The sequence below is a fragment of the Arenibacter latericius DSM 15913 genome (assembly GCF_000424985.1).
GTDB classification, from domain to species: domain Bacteria; phylum Bacteroidota; class Bacteroidia; order Flavobacteriales; family Flavobacteriaceae; genus Arenibacter; species Arenibacter latericius.
Window position 1 is genome coordinate 91,384 of sequence record NZ_KE384285.1, and the last position, 15,407, is coordinate 106,790.

6 protein-coding genes and 1 pseudogene are annotated in these 15,407 nt (G+C 37.6%); 6 read left to right on the plus strand and 1 reads right to left on the minus strand.

Going from position 1 to position 15,407, the window contains the following annotated elements; all coding sequences use genetic code 11:
• Positions 1-46 precede the first annotated feature (46 nt).
• Positions 47-4,345, plus strand: coding sequence for a DNA-directed RNA polymerase subunit beta' (gene rpoC / locus H344_RS0117325; protein ID WP_026811418.1), 4,299 nt, complete (start codon positions 47-49; stop codon positions 4,343-4,345).
• Positions 4,346-4,445: 100 nt separating this feature from the next.
• Positions 4,446-4,757: a DUF3467 domain-containing protein gene (locus H344_RS0117330; protein ID WP_026811419.1), complete on the plus strand. Its 312-nt coding sequence runs from the start codon at positions 4,446-4,448 to the stop codon at positions 4,755-4,757.
• A 64-nt stretch (positions 4,758-4,821) separates the two neighbouring features.
• Here the strand turns inward: H344_RS0117330 and H344_RS0117335 are convergent, their stop codons facing one another.
• The gene (locus H344_RS0117335) at positions 4,822-6,411 is read right to left on the minus strand and encodes a peptide chain release factor 3 (RefSeq protein ID WP_026811420.1); all 1,590 of its coding nucleotides are present in this window, start codon (positions 6,409-6,411) and stop codon (positions 4,822-4,824) included.
• 737 nt (positions 6,412-7,148) lie between these two features.
• On the opposite strand from H344_RS0117335, the gene H344_RS0117345 reads away from it, so the two are divergent.
• The 4 genes and pseudogenes from H344_RS0117345 to H344_RS20750 form a co-directional block, all read left to right on the plus strand.
• The gene (locus H344_RS0117345) at positions 7,149-8,102 is read left to right on the plus strand and encodes a PorP/SprF family type IX secretion system membrane protein (RefSeq protein ID WP_034256952.1); all 954 of its coding nucleotides are present in this window, start codon (positions 7,149-7,151) and stop codon (positions 8,100-8,102) included.
• A 390-nt stretch (positions 8,103-8,492) separates the two neighbouring features.
• Complete coding sequence (locus tag H344_RS0117350) at positions 8,493-8,846, plus strand: hypothetical protein (RefSeq protein WP_026811423.1); 354 nt, start codon at positions 8,493-8,495, stop codon at positions 8,844-8,846.
• Between the two features lie 44 nt (positions 8,847-8,890).
• The gene (locus H344_RS0117355) at positions 8,891-13,345 is read left to right on the plus strand and encodes a Calx-beta domain-containing protein (protein WP_240485020.1); all 4,455 of its coding nucleotides are present in this window, start codon (positions 8,891-8,893) and stop codon (positions 13,343-13,345) included.
• A 452-nt stretch (positions 13,346-13,797) separates the two neighbouring features.
• Positions 13,798-15,407: pseudogene (locus H344_RS20750) on the plus strand (hypothetical protein); the annotation flags it as partial.

Consider the following 15,407-nt stretch of genomic DNA (forward strand, 5'->3'; position numbering starts at 1 on the left):
ACACTATTCCTAACAATTAGAATTAAATTAGTATCAGAATATAGTTATGGCTAGACTAAAAGATAATAATACCGTTAAAAGGTTCAATAAAATTTCAATCGGTTTGGCCTCTCCAGAAGCTATTTTGGCAGAGTCCCGAGGTGAGGTTTTAAAACCTGAAACTATTAACTATAGAACGCACAAACCTGAGCGTGACGGTCTTTTCTGTGAGCGTATCTTTGGTCCTGTAAAGGATTACGAGTGTGCTTGTGGTAAGTACAAGAGAATTCGCTACCGTGGGATTGTTTGTGATCGATGTGGCGTAGAGGTAACAGAGAAAAAAGTACGTAGAGATAGGGTAGGGCACATTAATTTGGTTGTGCCCGTAGCCCATATTTGGTATTTCCGTTCTTTGCCAAATAAAATTGGATACCTTTTGGGATTACCATCCAAGAAATTGGATATGATTATTTACTACGAGCGTTATGTAGTAATTCAGCCTGGTATTGCCAAAGGTCCAGAAGGGGAAGAAATTAAGAAAATGGATTTCTTAAGTGAGGAAGAGTATCTAAATGTTTTAGAAACTCTCCCACAGGATAACCAATACTTGGAAGATACCGACCCAAATAAGTTTATCGCTAAAATGGGAGCGGAATGTCTTATAGAGCTTTTAAATAGGATAGATCTAAGTGAACTATCTTATGAACTTAGACATAAAGCAAATACAGAAACTTCTAAGCAGCGTAAAACAGAGGCATTAAAAAGGCTACAGGTGGTAGAGGCCCTAAGAGAGTCTCAAGAATATAGAGAGAATAATCCAGAATGGATGATCATGAAGGTTATTCCCGTAATTCCACCAGAGTTACGTCCTTTAGTGCCGTTAGATGGTGGTAGATTTGCTACCTCAGATTTAAACGACCTATATAGGAGGGTTATTATTAGAAATAACCGTCTAAAAAGACTGGTAGAGATCAAAGCGCCTGAAGTGATTCTTAGAAATGAGAAACGTATGCTTCAGGAAGCAGTAGATTCCTTGTTCGATAATACTCGTAAAGCATCGGCAGTAAAAACCGAATCTAATAGACCATTAAAATCACTTTCAGATTCATTAAAAGGTAAACAAGGACGTTTCCGTCAAAACCTTTTAGGTAAACGTGTGGATTACTCTGCTCGTTCGGTAATTGTTGTTGGACCTGAAATGAAACTGTTCGAATGTGGTCTTCCAAAAGATATGGCTGCGGAACTATATAAACCTTTCGTAATCCGTAAATTGATCGAAAGAGGTATAGTGAAAACGGTTAAATCTGCTAAGAAAATAATAGACCGTAAAGAGCCTGTTGTTTGGGATATTCTAGAAAATGTTTTAAAAGGACATCCAGTACTTCTTAACCGTGCTCCTACCTTGCACCGTTTAGGGATACAAGCGTTCCAGCCAAAACTTATAGAAGGTAAGGCAATTCGTCTTCACCCATTGGTTTGTACCGCATTTAACGCGGATTTCGATGGTGACCAGATGGCGGTTCACCTTCCATTAGGCCCAGAAGCAATTTTAGAGGCACAATTGTTAATGTTGGCTTCACATAATATTCTGAACCCAGCAAACGGTTCTCCAATTACAGTACCTTCACAGGATATGGTCTTGGGTCTGTACTACATGACTAAGGAAAAGAAATCTACCCCCGAGGTAAAAGTTAAAGGGGAAGGACTTACTTTCTACTCCTATGAAGAAGTAGTGATTGCCCATAACGAAGGTCGTTTAGATCTTAACGCAGGTATTAAAGTACGTGCAAAGAACTTTAACGAAGAAGGAGAATTGGTAAATCAAATTATTCCAACAACCGTAGGTAGAGTCTTGTTTAATATGGTAGTACCAGAAGAAGCAGGATATATCAACGAAGTGTTGAATAAAAAATCGTTAAGGGATATCATTGGTAATATATTAAGAGTTACTAGTGTTCCTGAAACGGCAGAATTCTTGGATAAAATTAAAACTATGGGATATGATTTCGCCTTTAAAGGTGGACTATCCTTTAGCTTAGGAGATATTATTATTCCAGAGGAAAAAGGAGAAATGATTGCTGATGCCAATGAACAAGTTGAAGGCATTATGGCAAACTATAACATGGGTCTTATTACCAATAACGAACGTTATAACCAGGTGATAGACGTGTGGACTTCTACCAACACAGTGTTGACCGAATTAGCGATGAAGCGAATTCGTGAAGATATGCAAGGATTTAACTCCGTGTATATGATGTTGGATTCTGGAGCAAGGGGTTCTAAAGAGCAGATTAGACAGTTAACCGGTATGCGTGGATTGATGGCTAAGCCTAAGAAATCTACTGCAGGAGGTGGAGAAATTATTGAAAACCCTATTTTATCTAACTTTAAAGAGGGATTATCCATCTTGGAATACTTTATTTCTACTCACGGTGCACGTAAAGGTCTTGCGGATACGGCGTTGAAAACGGCGGATGCAGGTTACTTAACACGTCGTTTGGTAGACGTTTCCCAAGATGTTATTGTTAATACAGAAGACTGTGGAACCCTAAGAGGTATCCAGGTAGAAGCTCTTAAGAAGAACGAGGAAGTAGTAGAATCATTGGGTGATAGAATCCTAGGAAGGGTTTCCCTACATGATGTATACGACCCTGTAACCGAAGAGAAACTTTTAACGGCCGGTCAAGAGATTATGGAAGCGGATGTGAAGCGTATTAATGCTTCGCCGATAGACATGGTTGAAGTGCGTTCTGCATTGACTTGTGAAGCTTTAAAAGGGATTTGTGGTAAATGTTACGGAAGAAACCTTTCTACCAATAAGATGGTACAAAGAGGAGAGGCCGTTGGAGTTGTTGCTGCACAATCTATTGGGGAACCTGGTACACAGTTAACCTTGAGAACTTTCCACGTAGGAGGGATTGCAGGTAACATTTCTGAGGATAACAAGCTAGAGGCTAAGTTCTCTGGTATAGCCGAAATTGAGGAGCTTAGAACGGTAACCAATGTTAATGAAGAAGGAAAAGAATCCTATATTGTTATTTCTAGAACTTCAGAAGTTAAGGTATCCGACCCTAAAACAGGAATTACTTTAAGTACCAACAATATTCCTTATGGATCCGAATTATTTATTAAGAGCGGAGATAAGGTAGAAAAAGGTCAGGTAATCTGTCAGTGGGACCCATATAACGGTGTTATCGTTTCAGAATTCACTGGAAAAATCGCCTATGAGAATATTGAGCAAGGGGTTACTTATCAGGTAGAAATTGATGAGCAGACTGGATTCCAGGAAAAAGTTATTTCTGAATCTAGAAATAAAAAGCTTATCCCTACCTTATTGATTAAGAATAATAAGGATGAAGTATTGCGTTCTTACAACTTACCAGTTGGTTCGCATATTATGGTAGATGATGGTGACAAAATCAAAGAAGGTAAGATTTTGGTAAAAATACCACGTAGATCCGCAAAGTCTGGGGATATTACGGGAGGTCTTCCAAGAGTTACCGAATTGTTTGAAGCACGTAACCCATCTAACCCTGCTGTAGTTTCTGAAATTGATGGTGTTGTTTCCTTCGGAAAGATTAAACGAGGAAATCGCGAAATCATTATAGAATCTAGACTAGGAGAGGTTAAGAAATACTTAGTAAAGCTTTCTAATCAGATCCTAGTTCAGGAAAACGATTATGTACGTGCCGGAATGCCATTATCCGATGGAGCTATTACTCCAGAAGACATCTTAGCAATAAAAGGTCCGTCTGCTGTTCAACAGTACTTGGTAAACGAAGTACAAGAAGTATATCGTCTACAAGGGGTGAAGATTAATGATAAGCACTTTGAAGTTGTAGTTCGTCAGATGATGCGTAAAGTTCGTATCCAGGATCCAGGTGATACTATTTTCTTAGAAAATCAGTTGGTTCATAAGGAAGACTTTATCGTAGAGAACGATGAGATATACGGAAAGAAAGTAGTAGAAGATGCTGGTGATTCTGAAAACTTGAAACCAGGTCAAATTATTACTCAACGTCAACTGAGAGATGAGAATTCTGGCTTAAGGCGAAATGATCAGAATTTGGTTATCGCTAGAGATGCAGTTGCAGCTACTGCCACACCAATCCTTCAGGGGATTACAAGGGCGTCGCTACAGACTAAGTCATTTATCTCTGCCGCTTCTTTCCAGGAAACTACTAAAGTATTGAACGAAGCTGCTGTAAGCGGTAAAATAGATAACTTAGAAGGATTGAAGGAGAACGTTATAGTTGGACATAAGATACCGGCTGGAACGGGAATGAGAGATTATGATAATATCATTGTAGGCTCTAAAGAAGAGTACGATGAAATCATGGCTCGAAAAGAAGAACTGAAATTCTAAAAATTAAAAACCTCGATGTTCAGCATCGAGGTTTTTTTTTCTTTGTCCAAAAAAATAGGTTACTTTAAACCTATAGAACTAGTAATAAATCGTTGAAATAATGAGCGAGAAAGACCAAAAACAAAATCAGATTAATATAGAATTGGACGAAAAGACCGCAGAAGGTATTTATTCCAATCTAGCTATAATCAACCATTCGATTTCCGAATTTGTGGTAGACTTTGTCAGTATGATGCCTGGAGCACCTAAAGCTAAAGTGAAAAGTAGAATAGTACTTACACCACAGCATGCCAAAAAGTTTTTAAAGGCATTAAGTGATAATGTAAATCGCTTTGAACAAGCCCATGGTACAATTAAAGATTATGAACAACCTCCAATTCCAATTAATTTTGGACCTACTGGAGAGGCTTAATATAAAAAATGCCCTTTACAATTTGTAAAGGGCATTTTTTATATTATTGATTCACAGATGGCGCTTAATCAAACTCCGAAGTGAAATGTAATTTTACGTTAGGGTATTTTTGTTGGGTCATTTGAAGTGAAAATTGAGAGTCCGCCAAGAAAACTAATTGATTGCGTTTGTCTTTAGCTAAAAACTTTTGTTTAACCCTTTTAAACTCCTTAAACTCTTCACTTTTGCTGTCTTTTGCTTCTACCCAACATGCCTTGTGTACCGGGAAGTTCTCATAAGAACATTTGGCACCGTATTCGTGCTCTAATCGGTATTGAATAACCTCAAATTGTAAGGCTCCTACAGTACCAATAACTTTTCTGTTATTCATCTCTAGGGTAAATAACTGAGCTACCCCTTCATCCATTAGCTGATCTATACCTTTGTATAACTGCTTAGATTTTAATGGATCCGCATTGTTTATATACCTAAAATGTTCCGGTGAAAAACTCGGTATTCCTTTGTAATGTAAAATTTCCCCTTCGGTTAAGGTGTCACCAATTTTAAAATTCCCCGTATCATGTAATCCTACAATATCCCCTGGGTAAGAGATATCTACAATTTCTTTTTTTTCTGCAAAAAAGGCGTTAGGACTAGAAAATTTTAATTTTTTTCCCTGTCGTACATGTAGATATTGTTTGTTTCTTTCAAAAGTACCTGACACTACTTTAATAAAGGCCAAGCGATCACGGTGTTTTGGATCCATGTTGGCGTGGATTTTAAATACAAATCCGGACAATTCTTCTTCCGATGGTTTTACCAATCGCTCTTCTGCCATTTTGGGTTGTGGCTGTGGTGCAATATCTATAAAGCAATCTAACAGCTCTCTTACTCCAAAATTGTTTAAAGCAGATCCGAAAAAAACGGGTTGCTGCTCTGCTTTAAGGTAGAGTTCTTTATCAAAATCAGGGTAAACTCCGTTTACCAATTCCAAATTTTCTCTTAATTCGTTGGCAGCATTCTCCCCAATTATTTTTTCTAATTCAGGATTTTCTACATCATCAAAGGCAATAGTCTCCTCTATATTCTTCTTATTATCTCCACTAAAAAGATTTATGTTCTTTTCGTAAATATTATAGATTCCCTTAAAGTCGTACCCCATTCCAATAGGGAAACTTAGTGGAGTTACATTTAAACCTAGTTTCTGCTCAACTTCGTCTAAGAGATCGAAAGCGTCCTTACCTTCCCTGTCCATTTTATTAATAAAAACAATCATCGGGATTTTACGCATTCTACAAACCTCCACTAGTTTTTCTGTCTGCTCTTCTACCCCTTTGGCTACGTCTACCACCACAATAACACTATCTACTGCGGTGAGGGTTCTAAAGGTGTCTTCAGCAAAATCTTTATGCCCCGGAGTATCTAAAATATTAATTTTTTTATCCTTATAAATGAACGCCAATACGGATGTAGCAACGGAAATTCCTCTTTGCTTTTCAATCTCCATAAAGTCACTCGTAGCACTTTTCTTTACCTTATTATTCTTAACAGCACCTGCTTCCTGTATAGCTCCTCCAAATAAAAGTAGCTTCTCGGTAAGCGTAGTCTTACCTGCATCGGGGTGAGCAATAATTCCGAAGGTTCTTCTTCGTTGAATTTGATTCTTAAAACTCATTATTCAATTAATTTGTGCAAAAATAGGTCAAATAAATTTTCTTCATCCTTCAAAAGCAATCAAATAAGGCAAAACAATATAAACTAGGGCTAATTGTAGGGAATGGAAATTTATTTTTTAATATAGCTACATCTCACTTTAAGCCCATTTTATATTTTAACGAAGTAAATAATAGTTGGTTAGCGTTTTTGGTACTTTAATATGGTTTTTTATCGATGATTAATGTCGTTCCTAGATTGTCAGCCATAATTGTTACTGTAATAAATATGAAGCTTAGATTTTTAAATTAACTTAGACATATAATCTTTCGTATTCCCCAATGCTTACATGATTGATTTCTACTATGCTATGCCGAAGTGTTTAATCATATCAGTAGTTTATGGCAGATTTTGTCAATTTTATTTGTGGGGAAAAGTTGTTAACCAATGCTACTCTTTTAGAATCGGTTTGGTTTTCCAGACTAACCACTTCTTTTTATAGAAAATTTATTCTCTTAAACCTATTTAGTGCCGATTCTGATGGGGTAAGGGAAATTTCTACAATTAAAAGGAGGTTCAAATGTTCCGTAGAATTCGGTAATATTAGTCGAGATAATTCTAATTTATAGTTCCAGCATATAGTAATTTAATGTGGTTTAATCACTCTAAGGCAATATTGTTTACCACGGTTTCAGTTTAAATCCTGCAATACTACAAATGAAGAACATCTTTTAATAGGACAATTAAATTTTATACAAGATGAACTATATTAAGAGTCTACTCCTTATCGTTTTGCTTTTATTCGGCCTAACAGATGGACTCTATGGACAGCAAGATGCCCAATATACCCAGTATATGTACAATACTATAAGTGTAAATCCTGCTTATGCCGGATCTAGAGGTCAATTGAGTATTACTGCATTATACCGATCACAATGGCTAGGGCTTAAAGGTGCGCCTGAAACACAAACTTTAAACCTGCATTCTCCAATAAGAAAAGGTGGATTAGGATATGGGTTTTCTATAATAAACGATAATATTGGGAATGGAGTAGTGCAAGAGACTCAATTTGATGCTATTCTGTCTTATACAATTGGTCTATCCAAGGATAGTAAATTATCCTTTGGCTTAAAGGCAGGAGGTAATTTGCTGAATTTGGACTTTACGGAACTAAATAACTATACTTCTGAGAACGTGCAAGGAGAGAATATAGACAATAAATTTTCGCCCAACTTTGGAGTGGGAGTGTATTACCATACAGATCAATTCTATGTCGGACTTTCCGTTCCAAACTTAGTTGAAACGCAGCATTTTGATAATTCCCAAAGAGATGCTAATTCGGTACAATTCCTTTCTACCCGAAGAATGAACTTTTATCTGATATCTGGATATGTATTTGACCTTAATGCTTATTGGAAATTTAAACCGGCAGTACTAAGTAAAATAGTAGGAGGAGCTCCATTACAGTTAGATCTTTCAGCCAACTTCTTCTATAAGAATCAATTTAGTTTTGGCGTAGCTTATAGGTGGGATGCCGCTTTAAGTGCCCTGGTAGGCTTTCAGATTAACGATAAAATAATGATTGGTCTCGCCTATGATCGGGAAATTACGGAGTTGGGCGGCACTCGATTCAATGATGGCTCATTCGAGATTTTTTTACGGTTTGAGCTGAAGAAGAAATCTGGCGGACAGATATCACCTCGCTTCTTTTAATATTCATTAATAGAGGCTGCATATTAAATAAAGTACTCCCTAGTAAACCAATATCAGCGCAATTTTACGCGATAATCGAAATTTAAATGCTCCGCCTGCCCGTACTACCTAGGCGGGCCTGCCCAAGGTAGTTTGCTAAAACTATTTAGGTTGTGCCTAGTGCTTTTGAAGTTGTCCGAGGTAGAAATAGAAGGAAGAAATCCCCGAAATACCAACCTTATTCTATTAATATTTCAAAAATGTAAACCTATAAAAATGTTGCTTTTTACATTCCTTATGACTCAGTTCACAACATTTAATTTAAGAAATCAGGAATAAATTAAAACTTGTGGTCATAATTTATGTGGACAGGTTGTGTTTAATGACTCTTCCGTGTAATAACACAAGTAGATGATATTTTCCTATATACAGGATAGCCACAAATTAAAGCTTGCACTTACACTGTTTGTAAACCTATTGTTTATAGCTATTGGAACTTCGCAAACTACCATTACATCAAGAATAGCTAGCGATAATGACGACGCAGAAGAACGTTTATCCGATGGATTTGTAAATCTTACAAGCTCCGATTTAGAATTGATCAGTGATGGGAGTACCGGGCAATTAATAGGGCTTCGGTTTCAAAATATAAATATACCTCAAGGAACTACTATTTTGAACGCTAGTATTCAGTTTACAACTGATCAGAAGATTATTGGTGGTTCATCAGCCGTTATTTACATTAAAAATGAAATAAACTCATGATGTTATTTTTAAGGTATGTCGTTTTATTGCTGACATTTTTTTCAATGTCGTTCCTATTCGGTCAAGAAACTTTCCGTGATAATTTTAATAATACTTCGTATTCCAATAATAATGGGAATGCTAATTTTTCAACGAATTGGATTGAATCTAATGATGATAATGATGCTGATAAAGGTAGAATTAGGATCAGAGATAATAAACTGCGATTTAGGAGGATTAATCGTAATGACGAGACCATAAGAAGGACGGCAAACTTAGCAGATGCAGCCTCAGCAACACTCTCATTTGATTGGCAAACCGTGGGTCTTAGTAATGGTTGGTGGAGCTATGAAGGGTTAAATGTTGAGGTGTCTTCAGATGGTGTTAATTATACCAATATTGGGACATTTTCAGGTACTTCCTCGGGAACTTTTAGTTATGATATAACATCATTTGCATCCACAAATACCACGATTAGATTTATTGGTAATAATAGATGGGGAAGTGATGATTGGGATAAAGATTCGTCCGTATATATTGATAATTTTCAAATTTCAGCAATTGTAACACCTTTAATTTCCATTAACGATGTTGATGTCAATGAAAACGACGGTAATGCTGTATTTACAGTTGTCCACACAGGAGCCAATGCCAATGGACCTTTTACAGTGAATTATCAAACTGTTGATGGCACTGCCATTGCTGGTAGTGATTACACGGCGCAATCTGGAGTTTTATTGTTCAATGGTATGGCAGGAGATACGGAAACTATTTCAGTACCCATTTTGGATGATACGGTATTTGAAAATCCCGAGAATTTTACTATGGAACTTATAAACTCCTCCGACGTCACAATTGACATTTCGGATACTGCCACAGGTACAATTATTGACGATGATGCCATTATAATGACAGATGGAATTACAGAAGCTACTTGTAGCAATACTTTCCTGGATTCGGGAGGGGTAGGGAATTATGGAAATAATGAGAACTTAGTGTATACCATTTGTCCCGACACCGCCAATAATTATATCAGTATTGATTTTGTTGGTTTTGATGTTAAGAGTGGTGATCGACTTTCAATTTATGAAGGTACGTCAACTGGAGGTACGCTTATAGGGCAATACGACAACAACAATATCCCTGATGTTATTGAGTCAACGCACAGCTCTGGTTGCTTAACGTTTCGTTTTACCTCCAATGGATCCAACACTGGTGAAGGATGGCAGGCGGACGTTAATTGTTTTCCGGAAGGACCAAAAATTGTCATAACCGATATTTCTTTTGACGAGGATATAGGGAATGCCGTTTTTACGGTAACCCAAACGAGGGCACCACATGGTTTTAGTTGGTTATTGGGATATACGCATGTTCCATTTACCGTAGATTTTGAAACTGTAGACGGTTCCGCTTTAGCTAGTAGTGATTATACGGCTACCTCTGGGACTTTAACTTTTACAGGTCACCTTGGAAATGTCCAAACCATTTCGGTGCCCATTGCCAATGATGGGGTACCAGAGAACGCAGAAGAATTTTTTATTAAGTTTACAGGAGCAACAGCGGGATATGGTACTATTAACTACTCGGATACTGGCACAGGTACAATTAATACACAGATTTTGGCGAATGATCCGCTTACCCTTTTTCAAGAATTTGATGGGTATTATGATTATTCTACTACAGGAGGGTCGTTAAGGACACAAAGTAATAGCGGTAACGCTTGTGAAATTACTACCTCTTCGTCCAATACTTTAGTTTCGCCAATACCATCTACAGCTACTGTAGAACGGGCATACCTTTATTGGGCCCACTCAAATAATAACCGGGACCCTAATGTTACTTTTGAAGGACAAAATGTTTCCGCTAATTATTTGTATCAAACTTCATTGACTAATAGAAACTTTTACGGGTATGTAAGTGATGTTACTAACATTATTAAAAGCATTCCCAACCCGTCTACAAATACCTATAACTTTAGTGATCTGGATATAGATAATACAGGGAGTTATTGCTCTACAGCTACTGTTCTAGGTGGATGGACATTAATTATTTTTTATGAAGATGTTTCGTTGCCTGCTGTAAATATTAATTTATATCAAGGCTTTGATGGCCTAAGTAATGCAGGGGCATCGTTTACTTTGGATTCTTTTTATGCCATAGCAGGTTCTGGAGCAAAGGCCTCTTTTTTATCTTGGGAAGGAGACCCCAATCTAGATGGATCAAGTAACGGGTCCACCAACCCCGAAGAACTGTCTATAACCAACCAAGCTGGCAACACTTATGTGCTTACCGGAGATGGAGGGCAATCGGGAAACAACGCTTATAATTCTACTATTTATGATAACACGGTAGTCCCGATTCACAATGCTACAAATTCTTACGGCGTGGATCTTGATACTTATGACATTGCAAGTTATATTTCACCTGCAGATACACAAGTGACAGCCAATGTGGACGTGGGGCAGGACTTTGTTATTTCTGCAGCGGTAGTTCTTAAAGTACCTTCAAATTTAATAGCAGGCACCGTGTTTGAAGACGTAAATTATCCAGGAGGTCAGGGAAGAAACAAAGACACTCCTGGAGCATTAGGAGTTTCAGGAGCTATAGTGGAGTTGTTTGACACCTCTGGAACCTTTATGCAACGAAAAACTACGGACATCAATGGATATTATTCATTTGGAGGGATGGCAGATGGAGATTATTATGTTAAACCCGTAAATTCAACAGTGCGTTCTAATAGAGGTGGACTCAATTGCTCTACATGTTACCCTATACCAACGTTCAGGAAATATGGAGAGGCATTATCATTAATTGAAGTCACAAATGAAATTGGTGGTGCTAATCCCAATGCTCAGCAAGATGTTGCCTTGGGAGTAATAAGTGATGCGCAGACCGTATCTACCGTTTCCGTGGCTAGTAATGGAGTAGTAGGTGTAGATTTCGGATTTAATTTTAATACTATTGTCAATACCAACGAATTTGGCCAAGGCTCTTTGGAACAATTCATCATAAATTCCAACAACCTGAATGAAACAGGCTTGGATATAGAAGCTAATTCATTATTTGATCCCGCCGCAGGTGAGGATATATCTATTTTTATGATACCGTCACCCGCAGATCCTCTTGGAAGAGCAGCTGATACTAATTATACAAATGGTTATTTTGATATTTCTATCTCAGATGGAAATCAACTTTCCAAAATAACAGGGACAAACACCATTATTGATGGAAGAACACAAACTTCTTATTCTGGTGATACCAATCTGGGAACAATAGGAGGTGGAGGAATATCTGTAGGAGTTTCTGCGACGGCATTGCCTGATTATAATCTCCCTGAAATTCAGGTTCGGGGAGATTCTAAGACACTTTTTAGAATGGAAGGGAATAGCGCTACTATTCGCAATTTGGCGGTATATTCAGATGATGTATCGGCTATTGAGATAAATTTAGGAACGGCTTTTCTTTATGAAAATTTACTAGGTGTTAACGCCCTCGGAGTTAAATCTGGTAATTTAGAATATGCTGTTGAAATAAAAGACGGAGAAACAACTATATCAAGGAATTACTTAAGTGGCTCTAACCTAGCCGCAGTTTATTTGGATGGAGGAACCACAACTTTATTAGAGTATAATCACTTCTATAGAAATGGGGCTGATGATACTTGTTCAGATAATATTTTGATTGAAGATGGTAATGGAATAACCATACGATACAATCTAATTAATGAAGCCGCTGGGATAGGAATAGAAGGAGAGGATTATGCTGCCGGACTTATGATAGCGGAAAATACCATCACCAATAATGGTATAAACAATACAGCCTGTACGGGAGATGTATTCGATGATTCTGGGATTCGCTTAAAAGGTGCTGATGCCACAGTATTTAGAAATCTTATACATAGTAACCAAGGAGCAGGAATAGTAGTGGCCGATAATGTGTCTGGAATATTAATTTCCCAGAACTCTATATTTAATAATGGTCAGAGAGTACATTCCTTGGGAATAGATTTGGATATATCTAAAAAAAATGGTGATGGGGTTACGTTAAACGATAATGGGGATGGGGATAACGGCCCTAATGACTTGATTAATTTTCCTATTATCACTTCTGCATTAATGGGTGGTAATAATTTGATTATTGAGGGTTGGTCTAGACCAGGGGCAATTATAGAGTTTTTTTTAACAGATATAAGTGAGGGAGCTGCAAGTGAAGGAGATAATAAATTGGGAATGTCCATAGATTATGGGGAAGGCCAAACTTATTTAGCTACTTTGGTAGAAGGTAGTGCTGCCGATATAAATAACAAAACCTCTTTCTACGCCGATTTGGATGGTAATACTGATCATACAAATCACTTTAAATTTACTATCCCTGTTCCTGCAGGAGTAGTAAAAGGCAATTTTATTACCTCTACGGCTACCTTTTTAAATTCTACCTCTGAGTTTTCACCTCAGCGTATTATTAAAGGTTATAACGTTATTACAAACAGGCGGATTACTCATAGAGTGAAGAAAAACTAAACCATACTCCTTATTATTTCTCAAAAGATTTTCTATGCCTTTATAATTGAGATAGGGTGCAGCTTTAATCCTTGCACGCTGAAATCTGACCAGCAGTATCACATCTATATGATTCCTTGTTAATCAGTTTTCTAAGAAAATGCTATTGGGCTGTGGTATAATGTAGAGGTAAACCGTTATAAATCAGTTTTACTTGGAATGCTTTTCGTCGATAAAATACTACGGATATGGAGTAGATCGACGAGTAACATTCCTGAAAAATGGACCTTCAAAGTGGTTAGACCCCTGTTTTTTTGCTCTATACAATAGTAAAATCCACTTACACAACATTTATTTTATGTACGGACCTAGATAGTTAATATTTGTAAAGTGTAGAAATTTCTTATTTCGAATTGATAAATCCACTTCGTCAACATTATAGATAAAAAATACCATAAAGTAATCCAACCGTCATGAACAAAAAGATTCTACTTTTTATTTTTCTAATATCCAGCTTTGCTTTTGCTCAGACTACAGTTAGCTTGGAAGACCAATGCGATTGTCAGGTTTTAAGCGGGACATTAGTTACCGCACCTGGGAGTATAACCCCTTCGGGAGCAGATATTGGAGATATTTATGTAAATACTAATACCGGGACCATTTATTATTGGGATGGCGACTCTTGGGAGTTAACGGCTACAGATAGTCAGCAACTACAAAGTTTTAGTTTTGACCCCACAACAGATCAACTTTCTCTATCCCTAGAAAATGGAGGAAGTGTTAGTGTAGACTTAAGTAGCCTTAGGTTTATGGAAACACTAACCACTTTAATCCAAAACGCTAATGGGACTTTCACCTATACGGACGAGGCTGGAAATGCAACAATAGTTGATGTCAGTAATCTTGAAACCTTAACTACCCTTGCCTTAAATGGAGATAATACAAATATTGACTATACCGATGAAGATGGTAATGTTACTCAAATAAATCTGACGGCTGTAGTTCAGAATTTAGAAACAGTAACCACTATCGTAGAAAACGCTGATGGTACTTTTACTTTTAGGGATGAGAATGGGGTAGACACGGTAATTGATGTCACCAATATGGAGACGTTAACTACCCTTGCCCTTAACGCAGACAATATCAACCTGGACTATACGGATGAGGATGGAGTACTAACACAGTTAAACCTATCTGCGCTTGTAGATAATTTAGAAACAGTAACCACTATCGTAGAAAACGCTGATGGTACTTTTACTTTTAGGGATGAGAATGGGGTAGACACGGTAATTGATGTCACCAATATGGAGACGTTAACTACCCTTGCCCTTAACGCAGACAATATCAACCTGGACTATACGGATGAGGATGGAGTACTAACACAGTTAAACCTATCTGCGCTTGTAGATAATTTAGAAACAGTAACCACTATCGTAGAAAACGCTGATGGTACTTTTACTTTTAGGGATGAGAATGGGGTAGACACGGTAATTGATGTCACCAATATGGAGACGTTAACTACCCTTGCCCTTAACGCAGACAATATCAATCTGGACTATACGGATGAGGATGGAGTACTTACCCAATTGAACCTTTCTGCACTTGTAGACAATCTGGAAACAGTAACCACTATCGTTGAAAACGCTGATGGTACTTTTACTTTTAGGGATGAGAATGGGGTAGATACGGTAATCGATGTCACCAATATGGAGACGTTAACTACCCTTGCCCTGAATGCAGACAATATCAACCTAGACTATACGGATGAGGACGGAGTACTTACCCAACTAAACCTATCTGCGCTTGTAGACAATCTAGAAACAGTAACCACTATCGTAGAAAATGCCGATGGTACTTTTACTTTTAGGGATGAGAATGGGGTAGACACGGTAATCGACGTCACCAATATGGAGACGTTAACCACCCTTGCCCTTAACGCAGACAATATCAACCTAGACTATACGGATGAGGATGGAGTACTTACCCAATTAAATCTATCTGCTCTTGTAGACAATCTAGAAACAGTAACCACTATCGTAGAAAACGCCGATGGTACTTTTACTTTTAGGGATGAGAATGGGGT